General features: G+C 65.9%; 20 protein-coding genes. 11 read left to right on the top strand and 9 right to left on the bottom strand.

The window, feature by feature from the left end; all coding sequences use genetic code 11:
• Nucleotides 1-5: 5 nt before the first annotated feature.
• From B2W22_RS27230 to B2W22_RS27220, 3 genes are read left to right on the top strand one after another with little or no spacing between them, the layout of a single operon-like run.
• Nucleotides 6-803, top strand: a complete 798-nt coding sequence (locus B2W22_RS27230) for an ABC transporter ATP-binding protein (RefSeq protein ID WP_175136445.1) — start codon at nt 6-8, stop codon at nt 801-803.
• Nucleotides 800-1,645 (top strand): ABC transporter permease, encoded by an 846-nt coding sequence (locus B2W22_RS27225; RefSeq protein WP_175121444.1) that lies wholly within the window; start codon nt 800-802, stop codon nt 1,643-1,645. Before B2W22_RS27230 ends, B2W22_RS27225 begins: the two co-directional genes overlap by 4 nt.
• Before the next feature lie 26 nt (nt 1,646-1,671).
• Nucleotides 1,672-2,640 (top strand): ABC transporter substrate-binding protein, encoded by a 969-nt coding sequence (locus B2W22_RS27220; protein WP_175136444.1) that lies wholly within the window; start codon nt 1,672-1,674, stop codon nt 2,638-2,640.
• Between the two features lie 7 nt (nt 2,641-2,647).
• Here B2W22_RS27220 and B2W22_RS27215 read toward each other — a convergent pair whose 3' ends face one another.
• Nucleotides 2,648-3,736 (bottom strand): porin, encoded by a 1,089-nt coding sequence (locus B2W22_RS27215; RefSeq protein WP_286940300.1) that lies wholly within the window; start codon nt 3,734-3,736, stop codon nt 2,648-2,650.
• Between the two features lie 8 nt (nt 3,737-3,744).
• Entirely contained in the window at nt 3,745-4,908 is a 1,164-nt protein-coding gene (locus B2W22_RS27210; protein ID WP_286940299.1) for a DUF1624 domain-containing protein, read from the bottom strand.
• Between the two features lie 244 nt (nt 4,909-5,152).
• On the opposite strand from B2W22_RS27210, the gene B2W22_RS27205 reads away from it, so the two are divergent.
• Complete coding sequence (locus B2W22_RS27205; RefSeq protein WP_286940298.1) at nt 5,153-7,483, top strand: TonB-dependent receptor; 2,331 nt, start codon at nt 5,153-5,155, stop codon at nt 7,481-7,483.
• Here the strand turns inward: B2W22_RS27205 and B2W22_RS27200 are convergent.
• Nucleotides 7,480-8,730 carry a sensor histidine kinase gene (locus B2W22_RS27200; RefSeq protein ID WP_286940296.1) on the bottom strand — a complete coding sequence of 417 codons (1,251 nt, stop codon included), beginning with the start codon at nt 8,728-8,730 and terminating at the stop codon, nt 7,480-7,482. The two genes, B2W22_RS27205 and B2W22_RS27200, sit on opposite strands and share 4 nt — an antisense overlap.
• Nucleotides 8,731-8,773: 43 nt before the next feature.
• Nucleotides 8,774-9,457, bottom strand: coding sequence for a response regulator transcription factor (locus tag B2W22_RS27195; RefSeq protein ID WP_175185222.1), 684 nt, complete (start codon nt 9,455-9,457; stop codon nt 8,774-8,776).
• 196 nt (nt 9,458-9,653) lie between these two features.
• On the opposite strand from B2W22_RS27195, the gene B2W22_RS27190 reads away from it, so the two are divergent.
• From B2W22_RS27190 to B2W22_RS27170, 5 genes are all read left to right on the top strand, one after another.
• The gene (locus tag B2W22_RS27190; RefSeq protein WP_286940295.1) at nt 9,654-10,781 is read left to right on the top strand and encodes an ABC transporter substrate-binding protein; all 1,128 of its coding nucleotides are present in this window, start codon (nt 9,654-9,656) and stop codon (nt 10,779-10,781) included.
• Nucleotides 10,782-10,787: 6 nt separating this feature from the next.
• Entirely contained in the window at nt 10,788-11,870 is a 1,083-nt protein-coding gene (locus tag B2W22_RS27185; RefSeq protein WP_286940294.1) for a FecCD family ABC transporter permease, read from the top strand.
• A gap of 30 nt (nt 11,871-11,900) precedes the next feature.
• Complete coding sequence (azu, locus tag B2W22_RS27180; RefSeq protein WP_175121435.1) at nt 11,901-12,353, top strand: azurin; 453 nt, start codon at nt 11,901-11,903, stop codon at nt 12,351-12,353.
• A 2-nt stretch (nt 12,354-12,355) separates the two neighbouring features.
• The gene (locus B2W22_RS27175) at nt 12,356-13,147 is read left to right on the top strand and encodes an ABC transporter ATP-binding protein (RefSeq protein WP_175185220.1); all 792 of its coding nucleotides are present in this window, start codon (nt 12,356-12,358) and stop codon (nt 13,145-13,147) included.
• Nucleotides 13,148-13,333: 186 nt separating this feature from the next.
• The gene (locus tag B2W22_RS27170) at nt 13,334-14,278 is read left to right on the top strand and encodes a hypothetical protein (RefSeq protein WP_286940291.1); all 945 of its coding nucleotides are present in this window, start codon (nt 13,334-13,336) and stop codon (nt 14,276-14,278) included.
• A gap of 97 nt (nt 14,279-14,375) precedes the next feature.
• Here B2W22_RS27170 and ilvA read toward each other — a convergent pair whose 3' ends face one another.
• Entirely contained in the window at nt 14,376-15,947 is a 1,572-nt protein-coding gene (gene ilvA, locus B2W22_RS27165) for a threonine ammonia-lyase, biosynthetic (protein ID WP_286940290.1), read from the bottom strand.
• A 553-nt stretch (nt 15,948-16,500) separates the two neighbouring features.
• On the opposite strand from ilvA, the gene B2W22_RS27160 reads away from it, so the two are divergent.
• Both B2W22_RS27160 and B2W22_RS27150 read left to right on the top strand, forming a co-directional pair.
• Nucleotides 16,501-18,729 carry an NADP-dependent isocitrate dehydrogenase gene (locus B2W22_RS27160; protein ID WP_175121431.1) on the top strand — a complete coding sequence of 743 codons (2,229 nt, stop codon included), beginning with the start codon at nt 16,501-16,503 and terminating at the stop codon, nt 18,727-18,729.
• Nucleotides 18,730-19,145: 416 nt separating this feature from the next.
• A complete protein-coding gene (locus tag B2W22_RS27150) occupies nt 19,146-19,448 on the top strand; it encodes a helix-turn-helix domain-containing protein (protein ID WP_286940289.1) in 303 nt (100 codons plus the stop codon).
• 7 nt (nt 19,449-19,455) lie between these two features.
• Here B2W22_RS27150 and B2W22_RS27145 read toward each other — a convergent pair whose 3' ends face one another.
• The 4 genes from B2W22_RS27145 to B2W22_RS27130 all read right to left on the bottom strand — a co-directional run bounded on the left by B2W22_RS27145 (nt 19,456) and on the right by B2W22_RS27130 (nt 22,406).
• Nucleotides 19,456-20,268, bottom strand: coding sequence for an ABC transporter permease (locus B2W22_RS27145; RefSeq protein WP_286940287.1), 813 nt, complete (start codon nt 20,266-20,268; stop codon nt 19,456-19,458).
• Nucleotides 20,259-20,903, bottom strand: coding sequence for an ABC transporter ATP-binding protein (locus tag B2W22_RS27140; RefSeq protein ID WP_286940285.1), 645 nt, complete (start codon nt 20,901-20,903; stop codon nt 20,259-20,261). Before B2W22_RS27140 ends, B2W22_RS27145 begins: the two co-directional genes overlap by 10 nt.
• 65 nt (nt 20,904-20,968) lie before the next feature.
• On the bottom strand, nt 20,969-21,721 hold the full coding sequence (locus B2W22_RS27135; protein WP_175121977.1) for an amino acid ABC transporter ATP-binding protein: 753 nt from the start codon (nt 21,719-21,721) through the stop codon (nt 20,969-20,971).
• A gap of 31 nt (nt 21,722-21,752) precedes the next feature.
• The gene (locus B2W22_RS27130) at nt 21,753-22,406 is read right to left on the bottom strand and encodes an amino acid ABC transporter permease (RefSeq protein WP_175121427.1); all 654 of its coding nucleotides are present in this window, start codon (nt 22,404-22,406) and stop codon (nt 21,753-21,755) included.
• Nucleotides 22,407-22,530: the final 124 nt, after the last annotated feature.

The following is a 22,530-nucleotide window of genomic DNA, read 5'->3' as shown; positions in this document are numbered from 1 at the left end:
TCGCCATGAGCCCTACCCCGCCCCTGAAACTTGAGATCCGCAATCTCTCCAAGCGCTTCCACACCGACACCGGCCCGGTGCAGGTCCTGGACGACATCAGCCTGAACGCCGCCAGCGGCGAGTTCGTCAGCATCATCGGCCCGTCCGGCTGCGGCAAGTCCACGCTGTTCAACATCCTGACCGGTCTTCTGGAACACGACGCCGGCACCATCGCGCTGGACGGCCGCCCGCTGCCCAACCTGCGCGGGCGCGTCGGCTACATGCTGCAGCGCGACCTGCTGATGCCGTGGCGCACCGTGCTGGACAACGTCCTGGTCGGCCTGGAAATCCGCGGCGCGCCCAAGGCCGAATCCGTGGAACGCGCCCGCGAGTACCTGGACACCTTCGGCCTGCTGCCCTTTCAGGACAGCTATCCGAAGGCGCTGTCCGGCGGCATGCGCCAACGCGTGGCCCTGGCGCGCACGCTGCTGCCAGATCCGGACGTGCTGCTGCTGGACGAACCCTTTTCTGCGCTGGATTACCAGACCCGCCTGTTCCTCGAATCGATGCTGGCCGACACGGTCAGCAAGCAGGGCAAGACCGTAGTGCTGGTGACCCACGACATCGACGAGGCCATCGCGCTGTCCGAGCGCATCTTCGTCCTGAGCGCCCGCCCCGGCCGCCTGAAAAGCGAGCACCGGATCGAGCTGGGTACACGCTCGCCGCTGCATGCGCGCCACGACAGCCGCTTTCCCGGCTACTTCGACCTGCTGTGCCAGGAACTCGACATACAGACCGCCCGCAAGGACGGCACCCACGCATGACCCAGACCTCCGCATCTCTTGCCCAGGGCGTCGCTTCGCCCGCACCCGCGCGCCCGCGTCCGGGCTTTCGCGTTCCTGTCCTGGCGACGCAGCTGTTCATTCTTGCCGTGCTGTTTGGCGCGTGGGAAGCCGCCGTGCGCACCGGCGCGGTGTCTGGCTTTCTTTTTGGATCCCCCGCCGGCGTGGTGCAGGCAGGCTGGAAGCTGATCGTGTCCGGCGAACTCTGGGAGCACGCCAACTACACGCTGTGGGCGTCGGCCGCTGGATTCGTCGTCGGCACCGTGGTGGGCACCATTCCGGGCCTGGCGCTGTGGTATTCGCCCTATGGCGCCAAGGTGGTCGAGCCCTTTCTGGTCGCGATCAACAGCGTGCCCAAGATCGCGTTCGCGCCGCTGGTCATCCTGTGGTTCGGCACGGGCCTGATTTCCAAGGTGGCGCTGTCGATTTCCCTGACGTCGATCGTCGCGCTGCTGGCCGCCTTTCAGGCCGCCAAGGACGCGGACCCGGACATCCAGAAGATGCTCGTGTCGCTGGGCGCCACCAAACGGCAGATCTTCGCCAAGGTCGTCGTGCCGTCGGCGCTGCCCGCCATCATCGCCACGTTCCGCATCAACATCGGCTTCGCGCTGGTGGGCACGGTCGTGGGCGAATTCATCTCGTCCAAGTACGGCCTGGGCCACATCATCTTCGTCGCCTCGTCGCTCTATGACCTGAACACGGTCTGGGTCGGCATCTTCTCGCTGATGGCGCTGGGCTTCGTCCTGTATGCCGGCGTAGACATCGCCGAAAAGCGCCTGCTGCGCTGGAAAGACCAGACCTACGCCACTCAATTCAAACTGTGAAGCGCACATTGCGCCGCTGCAAACCCATGAAAATCCGCACCACCCTGCGCATCGCCGCCGCCGCGGCTGCCTCCCTGCTGTCCGTGTCGGCGATGGCCAATGACAAGGCCGTCGTCTCGGCCGCGTTCAAGTCCGTGTTCTACCTGCCGGTGTATTTCGCCGAGGAACACGGCTACTTCAAGGACGAAGGCCTGGACGTGCGCATCGACGTTGCGTCGTCGTCTACCAACGCGCTGGCCGCCGTCATCTCCAAGAGTGCTGACTTCTCCCTGCACGGCCCCGAATGGACCGCAATCTCCTTCGGCCGCGGCGCGCCCGTCAAGGTGGTGGGCGGCACGCTGAACCGCCTGGGCGTGTGGCTGACCTGCAAGCCCGCCTTCGCGTTCGACGGCTTCAAAAGCCTGAAAGGCGCCACCATCGCCACCGGCGCCATGCCGACCACCAGTTCGTCCGCGTTCATCAAGCTGGTCAAGAACGCCGGCCTGGACCCCAAGCGCGACGTGAACCTGCTGGAAGTGCCCCTGGGCAACGAGATCGGCCCGCTCAGTTCCGGCCAGGCCGATTGCGCGGTGCTCTACGAGCCGGGCGCATCCCAAGCGCAGGCCCAGGGCTTCAAGGTGGTTTCGGCGTTCTCGCGCGAGATCGGCCCGTACACGTTCTCGGCCATCTCCACGCGCCAGGATATTGCGCCCCAGGTCTCGCAGAAGCTCGTCTCCGGCATCGACCGCGCGCTCAAGACGATCCGCAAGGACCCTGCCGCCGCCGTGGCCAGCGGCCTGAAGCTCTTTCCCAACCTGGATCCCGCCGTCGTGCGCGCGTCGGTGCAGCGCCTGATCGACGATGGCGTCTTCGCCGATTCCGTGGCGGTGCCCGAGCAGGCCTTGAAGGACGCGCTCCAGACCCAGATCGACCTGGGCAATCTGGATCGCATCCCTGCCGATGGCAAATGGCTGGATCTCGGTTATGCGGATTCGATTGCCGGGAAGGCCTACTGATACCTCGTCAGAAGCGGTGGCGCATGCCGACCGCGTACTGGGACTGATGCCACGACGGATCGTCCCAGGCGCCCCGCATATAGCCGTAGATGGCGTACACGTTGGTGCGCTTGGACAGGTCAAACACGTAGCCTGCCGAATAGACCTGCTGGGAATGCGTGGCGCCCTCGCGCTCGAGCGCCCCACCGCCCGGCAGGCTGCCCTGCCAGGATGCCATCACGGTGCTCGCGCCCGTGCGCCAGGCGGCGCCCGCCATCACGCCGTGCACCGTGCTGCCCGGAAAGTACACCCGCTGCCCGGGTGACGGCACCGCCGGGATGGTCGAGCCATTGCGCATCACCGACCAGCCGGCATAGAGCGTGAACGCGTCCACCGTCGCGCGGCCCGCCAGCGTGTACGCATATGGCCGGCGGTCGGCCCCGGCGTTCGCCATGGCGGCCGATTGCACCGTCCCGTCCGCCCAGCTCGCGCCTTCGTAGGTAGCGGCAATCGAATAGCCCGGCTGGTCGAACACAACGGCGGCGCTGTACAGCTTGTTGGTGGACGCGGTCTTGAATCCGCCGCCGCCGTCGTAATCCATGCTGGCATCCACACCCGCACGCAGGCCGCCCACGGACGGACTCCAATACGACACCGTGTTGTCGGCGCGATTGGCGTTGTACGGCAGCAGCGCGGTCTGCGCGCCGGTGATCAGGTACGACGCCAGGAACGCATCGTAGTCCGCCAGCGTGGCGGACGAGACCGAGGTCTGCCGCCCCAGCCGCAGATCGCCGAAACCGCCCGACACGCCCACCCACGCCGCGCGGCCGAACAGGCGCCTGCCTTGCGCCGAGTTGCCGTTGTTGGCCAGGAAGCCGCTTTCCAGCTGAAAATTCGCGCGCAGGCCGTTGCCCAGGTCTTCGCTGCCGCGCAGCCCCCAGCGCGATCCGGACTGCACGCCCGACTGCATGTTGATGGCCGTGCCGCGCTCTTGCGTGGAAAACCCCGCGATGCTCAGGTCCACGACGCCATACAGCGTCACCGCATTCTGCTGCGCGTCGGCCGCCCATGGCGCCATCAATGCCGCGACGCCCACGGCAAACTTGCGTGCTGCCATCGCCTGCCTCAAAGGTACTTGAGCCACGCGATATCGCGGCGCGCGGCCTTCAGGCGTCCGAACCAGCGCACGGGCCAGAACAGCGCCACGGCCAGCAGGATCGAAATCACCCACACCGACGCCATGCCATCAACGCCGAAGTATTTGCCCTGGTTCAGGCCCCAGATCGCTTCGCCGCCCAGGTACAGCGTCTTCAAGACATACAGGTGCAGAAGATAGAAGAACATCGGCGCGGCGCCAAACACGCACAACGCGCGGACCCAGGCCGCCGATTGCGCGCGTTCGATCAGCACCAGCAAGCACGGTCCCAACCCCAGCGTCAGCAGCAGGAACATCAGCGACGGCGGGTATTTGGTGATGTTCACAAAGCTCATGACGGTATGGAGCGTGTCATCCTGCACCGCCCACTTCTGCGACTGCCCGTAGCCATTGAGCGCACGCAGGACCACCAAGCCCGCCACTGCCGCCAGCCCGGCCGTCCACAAACGACGCTGGCGTTCGGCGGCGTCCGAACCCGGCTGGAACCACGGGCCGGCCGCATACCCCAGCGCAATCACGCCGATCCACGGCAGCAACGGGTACGACGTGCGCAGGCGCAGCGTGTCGCTGACTTCGATCCAGCCGCGATCATGCAGCACAGCCCACGGCACGTGCATCGCGTGGCCGGCGGCAAAGTGCACGGCATCCAGCGCGTTGTGACCCGCGACCAGCACCACGCCCACGACAACCAGCGCCCAGCGCGGCAGCCACAGCAAGGCCGCGAGCGACAGCATGGACAGGCCGATCACCCAGATCACCTGCAGGTACACGACCGACGGCGGAAACTGGAAGGTCCACGCGAAGTTCACGACGATGACTTCGAGCGCGATCAAGAATGCGCCCCGCTTCGCCAGAAACGCCGCCGTGGCGCTGCGGTCACCCGCCTTCGCCCCATACAGCCAGGCCGACAGGCCCGTCAAAAACACGAACACCGGCGCGCACAGATGCGCCAGCAGGCGCGAGAAAAACAGGTCCGGCGGCGTGGCGGACACGTCCATCGGGTCGCCGACCTGGTGATGCAGGAAAAAGGTTTCGCGCACGTGGTCGACCAGCATGATGACGATGACCAGGCCGCGCAGCGCGTCGATGGACCGCAGCCGGGTGGCGGCGGGAGGGGAAATGAGAGAAGCCATGGAGGAATGCGGGAGATGCTTGAAATGCTGGTGGCACGCCGGGCGGCGCGCCGCGCGAAAAAAGCCAGAATAGTAATGTAATAACATTACTATTCCAAGACAAATCGACGCGCTCGCAGCCCACCCGGCGGTTGGCCAACCTGCACGATCGTCGGTGCGGCCGCCGTTCCAGCGTCTTAACAGGATCTTGAGACACGCCTCCCTAGAATCCGGAACGATTCTCATTGAGGCACGCAAGATCGCCATGGCGCAACAACAAAAAGCACACACCCAGGGCGCGTTCGCCCTGAAAACTTTGGGCATGGCGCTGGGCGCCGCCGCCTCCACGCAGGCCCACGGCCAGACGCCCCCGGCGGACAACGCCGTACTGCTGGCGCCCGTCACCGTGCAGGCCGATGCCCCGCCTTTCAAGGCGGATCGCGTGCAGTCCGGCAAGTTCACCGAGCCGCTGCTCGACACCCCGCAAAGCATCACCGTCGTGCCGCGCGCGGTGCTGGAAGAGCAGCAGGCCAAGAGCCTGCAGGATGTGCTGCGCAACGTGCCGGGCATCACGTTCAGTTCGGGCGAAGGCAATCTCGGCTGGGGCGACATGTTCACGATCCGCGGGTTTTCGGCGGAGCAAAGCATTACCGTGGACGGCATCCGCGACGCGGGCCTGTCCAGCCGCACTGACATCTTCAACCTGGAACAGGCCGAGGTCTTCAAGGGCACGGGCTCCATCGAATCCGGCATCTCGGCCGTGGGCGGGAGCGTCAACCTGGCCAGCAAGGAAGCGCGGCTGGGCTCGTTCTACAAACTGTCCGGCGGACTGGGCACGGATCATTACCGCCGCATCACCGCGGACCTGAACCAGGAGCTGTCTGACAGCGCCGCCCTGCGCGTGAACCTCATGCGCCATCACAACGGCGTGGCCGAGCGCGACGTGACGGAGTTTGACCGGTCTGGCGTCGCGGCCTCGCTGGCAATGGGCCTGGGTTCACCCACCCGTGTCACCGTGAACTACCTGCATCAGGAAGACGACAACATCCCCGACGGCGGCGTGCCGATCCAGCGCGGCACGGGCGGCAAGCGCATGCCCAACGTGGCACGCAATGCCTGGTACGGCGACCCCGGCCTGTACACGGAGCAGACGCGCACCGATCAGGCAACGATGAAGGTCGAGCATGACTTCACCCACGCGGCGCGCGTAACCAACATCAGCCGTTGGCAGCAGACCGACCGCATCGGCGTGCTGGCCCCCGCACGCTTCAATTCCACGTCGCGCACGTCGTACGGCTATGTGGGCGCCGGCCCGCTGGTGCAGAGCGCGGACGGCATTGCCTCGTACAGCGGTTTCACGCCGCTGCGCGATCCCTCGCCCTACGCCCAGTTGCGCGGCAACGACTTCGGCACGTCCAAGCGCTACACCATCCTGGCCAACCAGACCAACCTGAACCTCGACTTCCATACCGGCGGCATCAAGCATGCCGTGGTGACGGGCGTGGAGTTCTACAAGGAAACCTACGGCGACCATGCGCGCACGATCCGCGCCCCGTCCGTGAATCCCGTGCTCGACCTGCGCAACACCGGCGGCGTGGACATGGGCGGCGTGGATACGCTGAAGGGCGATTCGGGAAACAAGGCCGAAGTCTTCAATGCCGGCCTGTACGCCGCGGACACTGTGACCTTCAACCCGCAATGGATGCTGCAAGGCGCCTTGCGTTACGACCGCTACCGCGTCACGCAAACTGCCGGCGCCGCCACGCAACGCGTCACCGACGGCGCCTTCAGCGGCCGCATCGGCCTGACGTACAAGCCCGTGGAGAACGGCAGCGTCTACGTGTCATACAGCCAGGCCGCGCAACCCTCGGCGATGGGCGCATCCACCAACAACAACATCTACGGCGCCACCGGTTCCGACACCTACAAGCCGGCCGTCGCCCGCACGTGGGAACTGGGCACGAAGTGGGACGTGGCGGGCGGTGACCTGTCGTTGACGGGCGCCATCTTCCGCACGAAACTGACGGACTCATGGGAATACGGCGACGACGCCACCGATGTCGTGCGCGCCCTGCCCGCCAAGCGCGTGGACGGCATCGAGCTGGGCCTGTCGGGCAACATCACGCCGCGCTGGTCCGCCTTTGCCGGCGTCAGCGCCATGAAGAGCCGCATCACCAAGGGCGCGAACCAGGGCGAGGAAGCCAAGAACGTGCCGGACCTGACGTTCAACCTGTGGGCCACCTACGCGGCCACGGAAGACCTGTCGCTGAGCTATGGCGCGCAGTACGTGGGCAAGCGGCGCTACACGGACAACAAGTACGTCGGCGGCAAGAACAACAACAGTTCCACCGTATCCGGTCCGTACGGCACGCATCCGGTCTGGGTCCGCGACGACGAGAAGGCGCCGTCCTACTGGCTGCATTCCGTGGCGGCGCGCTACCGGTTGAACAAGAACGTGACGCTGGGGGTGAACGTGGACAACCTGTTCAACAAGTTCTATTACAGCCGCATCGGGGCCTCGCTGGATGGCTTCCAGCTGTACGGGGTGCCGGGCGCGGGACGCACGGCATTGTTCACGGCCGACGTCGCGTTCTAACCCGCAGGGGCCGGCGCGGGGCCGGCCAGGTCCACCCGGAACTGGCTGCCCTGCCCGGGGCGCGACTGAAGCGACACGCGCCAGCCCTGGTGCTCGCAGATGCGCTGGACCAGCGACAAGCCCAGCCCTAGATTGCCGTCGTCCGGCTGATCGCCACGTACGAAGGGGTTGAAGATGGAAGCCTGCCGTTCCACCGGAATGCCGGGACCGTTGTCGTTCACCTGAACGTAATCGGGTCCTGCCGTGACGACGATGCTGGCCTGCGGACCCGCATACTGAAGCGAATTGCGGATCAGGTTGGACAGCACCGCGCGCAGCAGCGGCGCGGGAAACAGCAAGGCCGCTTCCGGCGCACCCGATGCGTTCAGCGTCAACTGCATGCCGCGCCGCTGCGCCACCGGTGACCAGGCGGCCAACTGACCGCGCGCGGTGTCCGCGGCGCTTTCGCGCGGAAACAGGCCGGCCGCGTCGCCGCCGCGCGCCAGCATCAGGTAGGTGTCCAGCCGCTCGCCCATGTCGGCCGCCGCCGCTTCGATGCGGGCAAGGCGCGCCTGTCCCGCCGCGTCCAGCGTCTGCTCCTCGCGCAGCAATTCGCAGGAACTGGAGATCACCATCAGCGGCGTGCGCAACTCGTGCCCCACGTCGGCCGTGAAGAGCTGCTCGCGCCTGAGCGCCTGTTCGAGCTGGTTGTAGGTCGAGTCGAAGGCCGCCGCAAGCTGGCCGATCTCGTCCGGCGGATAGTCTTCGGCCAGCCGGGTCTGCGGCGGCTGCGCGCCGCGCGTATTGACCTGGGCAGCCAGCCGCGCAAGCGGACGCAGCAGACGCCGCGTGGCCAGGATGCCCAGGACGAATGCCAACGCCAGGCTGGCCGCCAGTCCCGTCACTGCGGTCCAGTGCGACGCCGACTGGTTCTGCTCGTATTCGGTGTAGTCGCGCAGCAGCATGTAGCGCTGGCCCTCGAAGTCGTCGACCATCACGTGCCACACGCGATCGTTGCGCTCGATCTTGTGAAAGCCCGGCGCCAGCGGCCGCAGCCAATCGGGAAACGCCGCGCTTCCCGGATCGCCATGAAAGAAGCGGTTGGGCCGCCCCGGGTCGATGCCCGCCAGGAAATCGCCCCGCACCCGCTCCACCGCCATGCCCATGTCGATGCGCTGAAGATGCGCCTCCAGCTTGCCGACGCTCCACACCGACAACCAGGTCAGCAGGCCCGCCACCAGCAGCGCCAGCGCGACATAGGTCAACACAAGATGGCGCGCCAGCCCGCGCCGCGCCGCGCGTCTGCCCCGGTCAACCATCGTTCGCGGCCCGCAGCTGGTAGCCGATGCCATGCACCGTGTGCAGCAGCGGCGTGTCGTAGGGCTTGTCGACCACGTGGCGGATCTGGTGGATGTGGGTGCGCAGGCTGTCGCTGTCAGGCGGCGAGTCGCGCCACAACGCCTCTTCCAGCCGCGCACGATGGACCACCGCCGGGCTGGCGCGCATCAGCAGGGTCAGCAGTTGCAGCGGAGACGGCGGCAGGCGCAGAGGCAGGCCCGCGCGCTCTAGCGCCAAGGTGCCGGTGTCCAGCGTCAGGTCGCCCACGCGCAGCACGCGGGCCGCGCCCGCCCCGCTGGCCCGATGCAGCAGCGCCTTGACCCGCGCGGCCAGCTCGGCCAATGCAAAGGGCTTGACCAGGTAATCGTCAGCGCCCGCGTCAAAGCCGGTCAGCCGGTTGTCCAGCGTATCGCGGGCCGTGACCATGATGACGGGGGTGTTGCACGCGGCCTCGGTGCGCAGCCGGCGGCACAACTCGTAGCCGTCCAGCCGCGGCAGCATCAGATCCAGCACGATCAGGTCGAACTCGCCGGACGCCGCCATCGCATAGCCGCGCTGGCCGTCTTCGGCGCAATCGACGATGTAGCCGCGCCGCGTCAGGTGATGGGTGATGTTGGCAAGAATGTCGGGGTCGTCTTCGATGACGAGAACGCGCATGGCGGGACCGCTCGGCGAATAACAATCAATCTCACATTGTAGGGGCGCGGCCAAGAGCGCGGCGGCGTTGCGGCGCCATTGCCACAGCCGCTGCGCGTCTTAACGAATTCTTGAGGAGGGTTGGCGGACACTGCCCGGCGATAAGAATGGTTCGCGTTACCTGCACCCCGCGGCTGACGCCCCTGAAGGATTCGCCATGCGTTCGATTGCCCTTTTCCGTGCGGCCGTGACCGCCGCCGCCCTGTTCTGCGCCCTGCCCGGCGCCCATGCCCGCGAGGTCACCGACCTGGCCGGCCGCGTCGTGACGGTGCCCGACCACCCGAAACGCATTCTGCTGGGCGAAGGCCGCTTCGCCTTTGCGATGGCGCTGCTGGACCGGCACGATCCCGTGGCGCGTGTGGTCGGCTGGCAGGGAGAGCTGAAGCAACAGGATCCCTACTCCTGGAACCAGCTCGTCAAACGCTTTCCCAAGGCGGCCGACGTACCCCTGATCGGCAAGACGTCGGAAGCCAGCGTCAGCCCCGAAAAGATCGTCTCGCTGCGGCCCGACGTGGCGATTTTCAGCGTCAGCGGCCACGGCCCGGGCCGCAACAATCCGATGATCCCGGCTTTGCAGGAAGCCGGCATCCCGATCGTCTTCATCGACTTCCGCCAGCACCCCGTGCGCAACACGGTGCCCAGCATGCGCATCCTGGGCCAGGCCCTCGATCGCGAAGCCGAGGCGGAAAGCTACATCGCCTTCTATGAAGACCACCTGACCCGCGTGCGCAAGGTCGTGGGACCCGTGCCGCCCGCGCAGCGGCCGCGCGTCTTCGTGGAGATGCTGGCGGGTGTGTGGCCGGCCTGCTGCCATACCACCGGCAACGGCAGCTTCGGCGACCTGCTGGAAGCCGCGGGCGGCGTCAATGTCGCGGCGCCCGTGCTGCCCGGCGCGATCGGCGACGTGAGCCTGGAGTTCGTCATCGACGCCAAGCCGGATGTCTACATCGCCACCGGCAGCCGCTCCGAACCCGGCCGTCCAGGCCTCTTGGCCGGTCCCGGCGCCGATCCGAAGGTAGCCGCCGACAGCCTGGCCACGCTGCTGGACCGCGACGGCATCCGCGATCTGGACGCCGTCAAGCAGCATCGCGCCTACGGCATCTGGCACGCGTTCTACAACTCGCCCTATAACGTTGCCGCCATCGAGGCGATGGCGAAATGGCTGTATCCCGAACGCGCCGCCGCGCTGGATCCGCAAGGCACGCTGGACGCGCTGTACGGCCAGTTCCTGGATCTGGACAACGCGGGCGCCTTCTGGACGTCTCCGGCCGCACCTGCAAAGTAGTCCGCCATGACCGGATTCGCCCCCGCAGCCGCATCGCCCGCGGCGTCTGTTCCCGACGATCCCATCGCCGCCTACCGGCGCGCGGTGCGCAAGCGCGTGCTGCTGACCGCCGTGCTGGTGCTGGCCATCGTCGCCAGCCTGCTGGCCGACATCGCCAGCGGGCCGGCTTCGCTGTCCCTACCGGAGCTGCTGCGCACGCTGCTGCATCCCGAGGTGTCAGACACCGGCACGCGCGTCATCGTCTGGCAATTCCGGTTGCCCTATGCGCTGATGGCGTTGCTGGTCGGCGTGGCGCTGGGCCTGGGCGGCGCCGAGATGCAGACCATGCTGGACAACCCGCTCGCCAGCCCCTACACCCTGGGCGTCTCGGCCGCCGCGGCGTTCGGCGCGTCGCTTGCCATCACGCTGGACTGGCATCTGCCCGCGCTGCCGGCCGGCATGACGGTTTCCGTATCGGCCTTCGCCTGCACCCTGCTGTCCGTGCTGGTGCTGGAACGCGTGGCGCGCTGGCGTGGCGGCTCGACGCTGGGCGTGGTGCTGTTCGGCATCGCACTGGTGTATTCGTTCCAGGCGCTGGTGATGCTGCTGCAATTCGTCGCCAGCGAGGAGGCCCTGCAAGGCATCGTCTTCTGGACGATGGGCAGCCTGGCGCGCGCCAACTGGACCACCGTCGGCGTCATGGCGGCGGCGCTGGTCCTTGCCATTCCGTTTTCGATGCGCGACGCGTGGAAGCTCACCGCCGTCCGGCTGGGCGAGGAACGCGCTGCCAGCTTCGGCATCGACGTCAAGCGGCTGCGGCTTATCAGCCTGCTGCGCGTGAGCGCGCTGGCCGCGCTTGCCGTGTCGTTCGTCGGCACGATCGGCTTCGTCGGCCTCGTCGCGCCGCACATCGCCCGGCTGCTCTTGGGCGAAGACCACCGCTACTACCTGCCGGGCAGCGCGCTGGCCGGCGCGCTGATCCTGTCGCTGGCGTCCGTGGCGTCCAAGACCGTGCTGCCCGGCGCGCTCATCCCGGTCGGCATCGTGACCTCTCTGGTCGGCATTCCCTTCTTTCTCACCATCGTCGTGCGCGCCCTCAAGCGCGCCTGACGGCATCAACCGCAACAAGGAGACACCCCGATGAAATTCCGCCTGACGCTGACGCTCGCGGCCCTGACGATCGCCGGCACCGCCCATGCCGCGCCCGCTTGCTCCATCGACGTCGAAGGCCGTCCCGGCAAGCAATTCGGCCCCGACCACATCGTCGTGCCCGCGACCTGCCAGGACTTCACCGTGCGCCTGATCCACACGGGCAAGAACAGCAAGGAAAAAGCGGGCCACAACTGGGTGCTGACCAAGACGGAAGACATCGATGCCGTGATGGTCGACGGCATCAAGGCCGGCGCCAGCAGCGACTTCCTGGCGCCGGGCGACGCCCGCATCCTTGCCAAGACGCCCATGCTGGGCGGCGGCGAAACGGCCACCGTCACCTTCCCCGTCAGCCGCCTGCGCGCGGGCCAGTCGTACACCTACTACTGCTCGTTCCCCGCGCACGCGCAGCACATGCGCGGCACGCTGGTGCTGCAATCCTGACGATGACGCAGCTACGCATCCAGGCCCTGTCCGCCGGCTATGGCGGGCGGCCGGTGCTGCGCAACGCCAGCGCCGGTCCCATGGCCGAAGGCGCCGTCACCGTGCTGCTGGGGCCGAACGGCAGCGGGAAATCGACGCTCCTCAAGACGCTGGCCGGTTTGCACCCGGTAATGCAAGGCGCGATCTGGCTGGACGGCGAGGACCTGGCCAACGCCAGCCCGTCCCGCCGCGCCGAATGCGCGATGTACATGCCACAGGCCCTGCCGAAGGGCGTGCACATGACCGTCTTCGAATCCGTGCTCGTGGCGGCGCGATCCGGCCGTCACGGACAGCCTGGCCATGCGCTGATGGAAGACGCCATGGCGGTCATCACCGAACTGGGCATCGCGCCGCTGGCCAGCCGCCACCTGGACGAACTGTCCGGTGGGCAGAAGCAGCTGGCGTCGCTGGCGCAGGCGCTGGTGCGGCGTCCGCGCCTGCTGCTGCTTGATGAGCCCTTGTCGGCGTTGGATCTGAACTATCAATTCCACGTCATGGACGTGCTGCGCCGCCAGACGCGACTGCACCGCCTGATCACGTTGGTGGTGCTGCACGACTTGAACATCGCGCTGCGTCACGCTGACCACGCGCTGCTGCTGCACGCTGGCGCGATCGAAGCCGAGGGGCTGCCGGGCGATGTGGTGACGCCCGATACGCTGCGGCGCGTGTACCGCGTGCGGGCGCGCGTAGAGCATTGTCCGCAGGGCCAGGCGCAGATCCACGTGGATGGGCTGGCTGATCGCTCAGCCTCCTGAGTGTCTGACGCCAGTCTCAGCATCGTCGGTGTCTGACACCCCTGCCGCAGCCCCGCAGGGTGCAGACCATCTCACACGGGTGTCAGACACCGGGCTAACGTGCACCGGCCTTCATCATCAATGTCAGACACCCAGCGCAGACACACCGGTATATAGTCACCCCTTGTGCCATTCAGGGAGTCCGCCGTGCCCACCCGCCGCGCCCTCGCGTTTCTGCTCAGCCTGTTTGCCGCGCCCTCCGGCGCCGCCGTGGTCTACGACAATCACGGCCTCGTCGTCGACGTGGCGACCGGCAGCCGCAGCGACTGGAACACCGGTCAGCGCCAGACCACGCGCGCCACCACCATCACCTTCCAAGGCAAGCCCTTGTGCGGCACCGACGTCGGCGCGCTGCTCTATCCTGGCAGCAATGCGCGGCAGGCTCGCGCGTTCTTCTGCCCTGGTCCGGTCGCCATGCTGGAAACCGATGCGGTGCTGGCGTTCTTTACCAGTTCCAGCGCCAGCACCGTGCTCGCACATCTGCAGGTCGTCAACGGCTCCCTACGTGTGCAGCGCCTGCCGCTTTCCGACAAGCCGGACCGCGACAGCATCCACAGCACGCGGTTCGAGGACGCCCGCCTGCCCGGCTGGACGCGCGTGGACTCGGCCTGGAACGAAACCGTGATGATCCGCCATGCGCCGCTGAAGGCGCAAAACCTTGGCCCAGGAAAACTGCTGGATATCGCCGGCGACGTGGCCTATCTGGCAGTGCCGCCGGGCAGAAAGGTCGTCGTGCTGCAGCCGGCCGCCCGCGTACAAGACGCGCACGGCGACCTGCAATACGTGCCCGAGATCACCAAATTCGTGGATGCGCCCCTGGCGTTCCGCGCGGTGCGCCTGAGCGATGGACGCGAGCTGGCGCGGCTGGATTTCGACGACACATGTGTGGGCCTGCCAGCCTTGCAATTCGAACGGCCCGACGCGAAATCCGCTTCCAGCGCCACGCCCGCCATCGCGTTCGACGACGTCCCGGCGTGGCGCGCGAGCGCATTGGAACTGACCCAAACGCAGGGCCGCTCGACGCTGCGCTTGAAGCCCGGCGTGGAATTACCGCGCAAGCCGGGCTGCAAAGGTGGCGGGACATCCAGTTAACGCCCAGATAGCGCCGAAGTAGCGACCGAGTACACAGCGGATTGGACGCCCGCTTGGAAGCCCGGCTGATCATCCGGCTGCATGCCCAGCCGAACATTCAAATCAGAAACTGCCGGTAAGCCTCGTTATCCGTTTCCTCGGCATGCGCATACCCAAGCTGCCGCAAGAACCCATCCAGCGCCGCGTCATCGGCCACCGGCGCCTGAATGCCCACCAGCGCCGAACTGAAGTCAGTGCCTTGATTGCGGTAATGGAACAGGCTGATGTTCCAGTTGGGCGCCATCGCCGACAGGAACTTCATCAGCGCGCCCGGCCGCTCCGGAAACTCAAAGCGGAAAAGGCGCTCGCCACCAGCCAGCGGTGAACGTCCCCCAACCATGTAGCGGATGTGCTGCTTCGAGACTTCATTGTTCGTCAGGTCGGAGGCCGAGAATCCCTCTGCCTGCAGCGCGGCCAGGATTTCGGCGGATTCACCGCGCCGCGCAATCTGCACGCTAACGAAGATGCGGGCTGTGCGCGCATCGGCAATGCGGTAATTGAACTCGGTCACGCTGCGCTGGCCGATCACCCGGCAGAACCGGCGGAAGCTGCCGCGCTCTTCGGGGATGGTGACCGCGAACACCGCCTCGCGCGCCTCGCCCACTTCGGCGCGGTCCGCCACAAAGCGCATGCGGTCAAAATTCATGTTCGCGCCCGACGTGATCGCCACCAGCGACTGCCCGCGCGCGCCTTCGCGCTCCACGTACTTCTTCAACCCCGCCACCGCCAACGCACCCGCGGGTTCCAGCACGCTACGCGTATCCAGGAACACGTCCTTGATCGCCGCGCAGACCGCATCCGTGTCCACCAGGATCACTTCGTCCAAATATTCGCGGCACAGACGGAAGGTTTCCTCGCCCACCAGCTTGACGGCCGTCCCGTCCGAGAACAGACCGACATCGGCCAGGATGACCCGCTCGCCCACGCGCAGCGATTGCGCCATCGCGCAGGAATCCTCGGTCTGCACACCGATGACCTTCACGCCGGGATACACCGCCTTCACATAGGTCGACACGCCAGCCGCCAGACTGCCGCCGCCGATCGGCACGAAAATCGCGTGCAGCGGCTCGGGATGCTGGCGCAGAATCTCCATGCCCACCGTGCCCTGCCCCGCGATCACGTAGGGATCGTCGAACGCAGGAACGAACGTCAGGCCCTGCTCCTGCGCCAGCGTCTGCGCATGCGCATAAGCGTCGTTGTACGAATCGCCGGCCTGCACCACCGTCACGGTCGGGCCGCCGTGGGCGCGCACCGCGTCCACTTTCACCTGCGGCGCCGTCTGCGGCACGACGATGATGGCCCGCACGCCCAGCTTGGCCGCCGAAATCGCGACGCCCTGCGCATGGTTGCCCGCCGACGCCGTGATGACCCCGCGCTCCAGCGCGGCGCGCGGCGTGTTGCGCATCTTGTTGTAGGCGCCGCGCACCTTGAACGAGAACACCGGCTGGTTGTCTTCGCGCTTGAAATGAACGGTGTTGCCCAGCCGGGCGGATAGCCCACGCGCCAGATCCAGCTCGGTTTCACGGGCAATGTCGTATACCCGGGCGGTCAGGATCTGCCGCAGGTACTCCATCGGCGTGGCGGCGCCGGCCTGGAATGCCGAGGGTGCGTGGGAGGATGAATCGGACATGGTTTCTCTGCTTGGGTTACTTGCCCGGCAGAGGCGGCCACAAAAAACCCGCCTCGTGGGGCGGGTGGCTTGTGACTGTTGCGGTCGCGCGCTAACCCACCATTCCAGGAATGATGGTAATAATCAGCGAAATGCGGACAGCGCGGAAATTCATGGGGCGTACTTTCCTCCTATCGCCCGGCTTTGTCAAACGGCGATTGAAGACGCTTTGATGCCAAATTCCGCCCGCCCCGCCCAATGCGTCCCCCAAAAACTGTCATAAGCATATTGCGTCGCCATCAAGAAACAGAACCATTTCCCGGCGCAATGCGTAGCACGGTATTACAATGGAAGGTTCGTGGCGGTCGCACCTTCCAAGGCGGACCCGGATACGGCCCATTTATCGGCCGGCCGGTCCAGCCAAACAATAGGACGGGCGGCAGTCATGTTGGTGGGACGGCTTGCCTGCGCGTCCCGCCATACGAACCCACTCTCGACAACATCTACCGGCGTACGCCGCATAGCATGTTCGGGTTTGCGCGTTAATCGCCTGAGCCGAACAGATTCAAGGATCATGTCTCTTACTCCGAAGATTATCTATACCCTCACCGACGAAGCTCCGGCACTGGCAACCCGTTCGCTGCTGCCCATCGTCCAGGCATTCGCCAAACCCGCAGGCATCACGGTCGAGACCCGCGACATTTCGCTGGCAGGCCGCATCATCGCCCTGTTCCCGGATTACCTCGACGACAGCCAGAAGCTGTCCGACGCCCTGGCTGAGCTGGGCGCCCTCGCGGTCAAGCCCGAAGCCAACATCATCAAGCTGCCCAACATCAGCGCCTCGATGCCCCAACTGAAGGCGGCCATCAAGGAACTGCAAGACCAGGGCTACAAGCTGCCGGACTACCCGGACGCCCCCGCCAACGACACCGAGCGCGACGTCAAGGCCCGCTACGACAAGGTCAAGGGCAGCGCCGTCAACCCGGTCCTGCGCGAAGGCAACTCCGACCGCCGCGCCCCGCTGTCGGTCAAGAACTACGCCCGCAAGCACCCGCACAAGATGGGCGCCTGGACGTCCGACTCCAAGTCGCACGTTGCCCACATGAGCGAAGGCGACTTCTACGGCACCGAAAAGTCGGCCCTCATCGCCGATGCCGGCGACGTCAAGATCGAACTGACCGCCGCTGACGGCACCAAGACCGTCCTGAAGGAAAAGACCCCGGTCAAGCCCGGCGAGATCATCGACGCCGCCGTGCTGTCGACCGCCAAGCTCAAGTCCTTCCTGCAGGCCCAGATCGACGACGCGCGCGCCAACGGCGTGCTGTTCTCGGTCCACCTGAAGGCCACCATGATGAAGGTCTCCGACCCCGTCATCTTCGGCCACGTGGTCTCCGTGTTCTACAAGGACGTTCTGGCCAAGCACGCCGACGCCCTCAAGCAGGCCGGTTTCGACCCCAACAACGGCATTGGCGACCTGTACGCCAAGATCCAGTCGCTGCCCGCTGACCAGCAGGCCGCGATCACCGCCGACATCGACGCCGCCTACAAGACGCTGCCGCAACTGGCCATGGTGAATTCCGACAAGGGCATCACCAACCTGCACGTGCCCAGCGACGTCATCGTCGACGCGTCCATGCCCGCCATGATCCGCGACTCCGGCAAGATGTGGAACGCCGAAGGCAAGCTGCAGGACACCAAGGCCGTCATCCCCGACCGCAGCTACGCCGGCGTCTACCAGGCCGTCATCGACGACTGCAAGCGCAACGGCGCCTTCAATCCGGTCACGATGGGCAGCGTGCCCAACGTCGGCCTGATGGCCCAGGCTGCTGAAGAATACGGTTCGCACAACAAGACCTTCGTCATCCCGGCTGCCGGCACCGTACGTGTCACCGACGCCGCTGGCGCCGTGCTGCTCGAACAGGCCGTCGAAGCCGGCGACCTCTGGCGCATGTGCCAGACCAAGGACGCCGCGATCCAGGACTGGGTCAAGCTGGCCGTCACCCGCGCCCGCGCCACCAAGACGCCCGCCGTCTTCTGGCTGGACGAAAAGCGCGCCCACGACGCCCAGGTCATCGCCAAGGTCAAGCAGTACCTCAAGGACCACGACACCAGCGGCCTGGACCTGCGCATCCTCGACCCCGTCGAAGCCACCAAGTTCTCGGTCAAGCGCATCCGCGAAGGCCTGGACACCATCTCGGTCACCGGCAACGTGCTGCGCGACTACCTGACCGACCTGTTCCCCATCATGGAACTGGGCACCAGCGCCAAGATGCTGTCGATCGTGCCGCTGGTCGCCGGCGGCGGCCTGTTTGAAACGGGCGCGGGCGGTTCGGCCCCCAAGCACGTGCAACAGTTCCTGGAAGAAGGCTTCCTGCGCTGGGATTCGCTGGGCGAATTCATGGCGCTGGCCGAGTCCCTCGACCACCTGGGCCGCACGTACAAGAACCCCACCGCCCAGATCCTCGCCAAGACGCTGGATCAGGCCACGGCCAAGTTCCTGGACGAAAACAAGTCGCCCGAGCGCAAGGTCGGCGGCCTGGACAACCGCGGCAGCCACTTCTACCTGGCGATGTACTGGGCCCAAGCCCTGGCCGCCCAGACCGAAGACCGCGCCCTGGCCGCCCAGTTCGCCCCGGCCGCGATCGCTTTCTCCGAAGGCGAGAACAAGATCCTGGACGAGCTCAAGGCCGCCCAAGGCAAGCCCGTGGACATCGGCGGCTACTACCAGCCGAACGAAGCCAAGGCCAGCCAGGCCATGCGCCCCAGCGCCACGCTGAACAAGGTGCTGGCCTCGATCGGCTAAGCCCCCTGCCCTTGCTGGCCAGTGTTTGCTGGCTGGCGGGCATGTGAAAAACCGGCAGTCCCGTTGGGGCTGCCGGTTTTTTTATGGGGCGCTCTCTGGATGCCTGCGTCCTCGGATGGGTGTCTGACACCCTATGAGATGCCGCTACAAGTTGGCGGCTGTCTCCCGAGGGTGTCAGACACCTAGCACCACCATTCTGCCGTTATCCAAAATCCGACTGACTTACGGCCCACTGGATAGCCTCTTTCGCCTCTTTCAAACGTATGCTTTAGCGAATGCCTGCGTAAAAAATGCACGGCATAAACATGCCCGTTACGGGTACAAGGCCCTGCAGTTCGCCGGCAAGGTCTTTCTTGGCTTGACGGAATCCGCCCTTTTGAGCGCACTACAGGCAGGCGTGTTATTTGAGGTGAACTGTGACCAAACTCATTGAATCTTTGCGCGACGATCTCGCCGCGCTTTACCGGGCCGGGTCGATAGACAAAGTCACAATGCGAGACTTTGACGCCATCTGCCCCGCACCTGTCCGAAGTTTTAGTCCTGGCGACATCAAGCGGCTTCGCGAAGATTTACGGTTCAGCCAGCCCGTATTCGCCCTGCATCTGCATACCAGCGCTTCGACCGTCCGAAAGTGGGAGCTAGGCGACACCCGCCCGACAGGGCCGGCCCTTAAACTGCTGAACATCCTGGCGGACAAAGGCCTGCAAGCCATCCTCTGACGCCCTGCTATCGCTTCGCAGCAACTCCCGGCATCAGCCTGTCCAACCGCAATCTCCCCCGCTCGTCCGTCAATCGGCGCATCGCACCATAAGCCGCGCCCATCGCCGCCATGCCGCTCGCGCCGCACAGCAGAAACATCAACAAGATCTGATACTTGGCCGCGTCCACCGGATCCATGCCCGCAATGATCTGCCCGGTCATGATGCCCGGCAAGGTAATGATCCCGGCCGCCGACATCTGGTTGATGCTGGGTACGATGCCGCGCCGCACCGATTCGCGCAGCAAGGCCGAAAACGCCTGATGCACGGTCGCGCCCAGCGCCAGGCGCGCTTCGATGCCCAGCCTTTCGCGGCGCACGCCCGACAGCATTCCGTCCAATGCCAGACTGGCCGCATTCAAGACGCTGCCCAGCACGATGCCAACCAGTGCAATCGTGTACCGCGGATCAAACCAAGGGTCCGGGCGCAGGGCCGTGTTCAAAATGAACATCGCAGTGACGAGCGTGGTGCTGACCACCGCCAACATCCCGACCCAGCCGTTACCATGCCCGGTCAGGCGGGCCTTCGGCCGGGCCGCGACTTCGCGTGCGGCCAGCGCCATCATCACCGCCACCACCAGCGCCGTCAGCCAGGGCGCGGCATGGGCGAACACAATGCGCAGGATCTGACCCACCAGCAGCAGTTGCACTACCGTGCGCACCGCCGCCCAGAGCACCTGCCGTTGCAGGTTCAACCGCAGTGCGAAGGAAATACCAGCGCTCAGCAGCACCAGCAGCGACGCGATCACCAGATCCAGCGCCTGCAACTTGATCACGTCCATAGCGGCTCCAAGTGGCCTTGCGTCATCCGCCCACGCCGACGCGCCAGGCGCTCGGCCTGCTCGGCGCTATGCGTGACGAGCAGAATGCCTGCCCCGGCCGCCAGGACGCGTGACAGTTCCGCCTCGACTAACGCTGTCGCCTCCTGATCCAGCGCGGCGGTCGGCTCATCCAGCAGCAGGACGCGCGGGTTCTGCATCAGCGCGCGCACCAAACCCATCCGCTGGCGCTCGCCCGTGGACAGCTCATGGACCAACGCGTCCAACTTGGACTCAACCAAGCCCAGACGCCCCATGATGGCGGTAGCACCAGCGCGGTCAGCGAAGTGCGCGGACACATGGTCATCCCACCATCCGGCCTCGGCCTGGCAATACATCACCAGACGTCGCCACTCGAAACCCCGCATGGCCGACCGGCGACGCCCGTCCAGTTCCGCTTCACCATGCCCGGGGTCCAGATCCGCAATCTGCCGCAACAGCAGCGACTTGCCCGATCCCGACGCGCCGACCACAGCCGCGCACTCGCCCGCCGCCAGATCCAGGCTAACTGGCGCCAGGCGCTCGCTGTACAGGCCTCGAAGCCTGAGCAACGGCGGCGCGTCAGAAACAACTTGCGAGGGAATCGGCGCGGATTGCATGGGTAGGCATCATATAGAAAAGCCCGCGGCAAGGCGGGCTTCACGGTATGCGGCGGCGGCTCGGATCAGAGCATATGCGCCAGGAACTCACGGCTGCGCGCATGCTGAGGCGCGGCAAAGAACTCGGCGGACGGCGCTTCCTCGACGATGCGGCCATCGTCCATGAAAATGACCCGGTGCGCCACTTCACGCGCAAACCCCATTTCGTGCGTCACGACCAACATCGTCATGCGCTCGTCAGCCAGCTGCTTCATGGTGCGCAGCACTTCGCCGGTCAGCTCCGGGTCCAGCGCCGACGTCGGCTCGTCAAACAGCATGATGTCCGGCTCCATCGCCAGCGCGCGCGCGATCGCCACGCGCTGCTTCTGACCGCCGGACAGGCGCGTCGGATAGTTGTCGCGCTTGTTCGACAGACCCACCTTGCGCAGCAGCTCTTCCGCCTTCGGCACGATCTCCGCGCGCGACATACCCTTCACGGTAATGGGCGCTTCGATGATGTTCTGCAGCACCGTCATGTGCGGGAACAGATTGAACGACTGAAACACCATGCCCATCTTGCGGCAGATGCGCCGCACGTCGCCGTCGCTGGCGTACTGGCTGCGGCCGCCCGGTACGGAGGCAGCCATTGTTTCGCCTTCGATCTGGATGCTGCCTTCGTCGATGGTCTCAAGATGATTCAAGCAGCGCAAAAACGTGCTCTTACCCGACCCCGACGGGCCGATCACCGCCACGACCTCGCCCTGCTCCAGGTTCAGCGACACGTTGTCGAGCACGCGGTTCGAACCGAACGATTTGACGATATTGCGGGCTTCGATCATGACCGGACGCTGACTAAGCCCGGCCGGGGAATTATTGGTCATATTTTGCATAGCGCTTTTCCATGTGCTGGAAGAACCACGTCAGGAGCAGCGTCATCAACAGATAGAAGGCAGCGGCGACGAGGAACGGCGTGGTCGTGAAATCGCGCTGCACGATGCCCCGCGCGGTGCGCAGGATGTCGTTCAGCGCCAGCACGTAAATCAGCGAAGTATCCTTGACCAAAGTAATGGTCTCGTTGCTCATGGGCGGCAGCACGCGCTGCACCATCTGCGGCAGCACGATGCGGCGCAGCGTCTGCAGGTACGTCATGCCCAGCACCTTGCTGCCCTCGTACTGCCCCCGATCCACCGACTGGATACCGGCGCGGAAGATCTCGGCAAAATACGCCGCATAGTTCAGCGCAAACGCCACCACCGCCGCCGGAAAATCTGGCAGCCGGATGCCGATCACCGGCACGAACGGCAGCGCGAAGTAGATGAACAGCATCTGGAGCATCAACGGCGTGCCGCGCATCAGCCAGATATAGCCATTGACCGCCCGGCTCAGCAGCGGCCACTTCGAGATGCGAGCCAGGGCCAGCACCAGCCCCAGCGGCACGGCCAGCGCCAGCGTGATGAAAAATAGCGTCAAGGTCACTTTCGCGCCTTCCGCCAAGGGCCCCAGAAGGGAGAGTACGTAGTCCATGCAGTGGGTTCGCGCCGCGAGGGCAAGAGAGAATCATGGGCAAGCCCGCCTGGCCTTGCGGCACTGCGGCGGGCTGCGAACTGCAACGGCAAAGGCGCCGCGGCCGTCTAGGCCGTGGGCGCCC

This window comes from Achromobacter sp. UBA4530 (assembly GCF_002388205.1).
GTDB lineage: Bacteria > Pseudomonadota > Gammaproteobacteria > Burkholderiales > Burkholderiaceae_B > Achromobacter > Achromobacter animicus.
The sequence above is the reverse complement of the archived record's forward strand: the minus strand, read 5'-3'. Positions and strand labels throughout refer to the sequence as shown.

Bases quoted from the DNA above. Each gene is read 5' to 3' on its own strand.
- B2W22_RS27230 (WP_175136445.1), top strand. From the start codon at position 6: ATGAGCCCTACCCCGCCCCTGAAACTTGAGATCCGCAATCTCTCCAAG.
- B2W22_RS27225 (WP_175121444.1), top strand. From the start codon at position 800: ATGACCCAGACCTCCGCATCTCTTGCCCAGGGCGTCGCTTCGCCCGCA.
- B2W22_RS27220 (WP_175136444.1), top strand. From the start codon at position 1,672: ATGAAAATCCGCACCACCCTGCGCATCGCCGCCGCCGCGGCTGCCTCC.
- B2W22_RS27215 (WP_286940300.1), bottom strand. From the start codon at position 3,736: ATGGCAGCACGCAAGTTTGCCGTGGGCGTCGCGGCATTGATGGCGCCA.
- B2W22_RS27210 (WP_286940299.1), bottom strand. From the start codon at position 4,908: ATGGCTTCTCTCATTTCCCCTCCCGCCGCCACCCGGCTGCGGTCCATC.
- B2W22_RS27205 (WP_286940298.1), top strand. From the start codon at position 5,153: ATGGCGCAACAACAAAAAGCACACACCCAGGGCGCGTTCGCCCTGAAA.
- B2W22_RS27195 (WP_175185222.1), bottom strand. From the start codon at position 9,457: ATGCGCGTTCTCGTCATCGAAGACGACCCCGACATTCTTGCCAACATC.
- B2W22_RS27190 (WP_286940295.1), top strand. From the start codon at position 9,654: ATGCGTTCGATTGCCCTTTTCCGTGCGGCCGTGACCGCCGCCGCCCTG.
- B2W22_RS27185 (WP_286940294.1), top strand. From the start codon at position 10,788: ATGACCGGATTCGCCCCCGCAGCCGCATCGCCCGCGGCGTCTGTTCCC.
- azu (WP_175121435.1), top strand. From the start codon at position 11,901: ATGAAATTCCGCCTGACGCTGACGCTCGCGGCCCTGACGATCGCCGGC.
- B2W22_RS27175 (WP_175185220.1), top strand. From the start codon at position 12,356: ATGACGCAGCTACGCATCCAGGCCCTGTCCGCCGGCTATGGCGGGCGG.
- ilvA (WP_286940290.1), bottom strand. From the start codon at position 15,947: ATGTCCGATTCATCCTCCCACGCACCCTCGGCATTCCAGGCCGGCGCC.
- B2W22_RS27160 (WP_175121431.1), top strand. From the start codon at position 16,501: ATGTCTCTTACTCCGAAGATTATCTATACCCTCACCGACGAAGCTCCG.
- B2W22_RS27145 (WP_286940287.1), bottom strand. From the start codon at position 20,268: ATGGACGTGATCAAGTTGCAGGCGCTGGATCTGGTGATCGCGTCGCTG.
- B2W22_RS27140 (WP_286940285.1), bottom strand. From the start codon at position 20,903: ATGCAATCCGCGCCGATTCCCTCGCAAGTTGTTTCTGACGCGCCGCCG.
- B2W22_RS27135 (WP_175121977.1), bottom strand. From the start codon at position 21,721: ATGATCGAAGCCCGCAATATCGTCAAATCGTTCGGTTCGAACCGCGTG.
- B2W22_RS27130 (WP_175121427.1), bottom strand. From the start codon at position 22,406: ATGGACTACGTACTCTCCCTTCTGGGGCCCTTGGCGGAAGGCGCGAAA.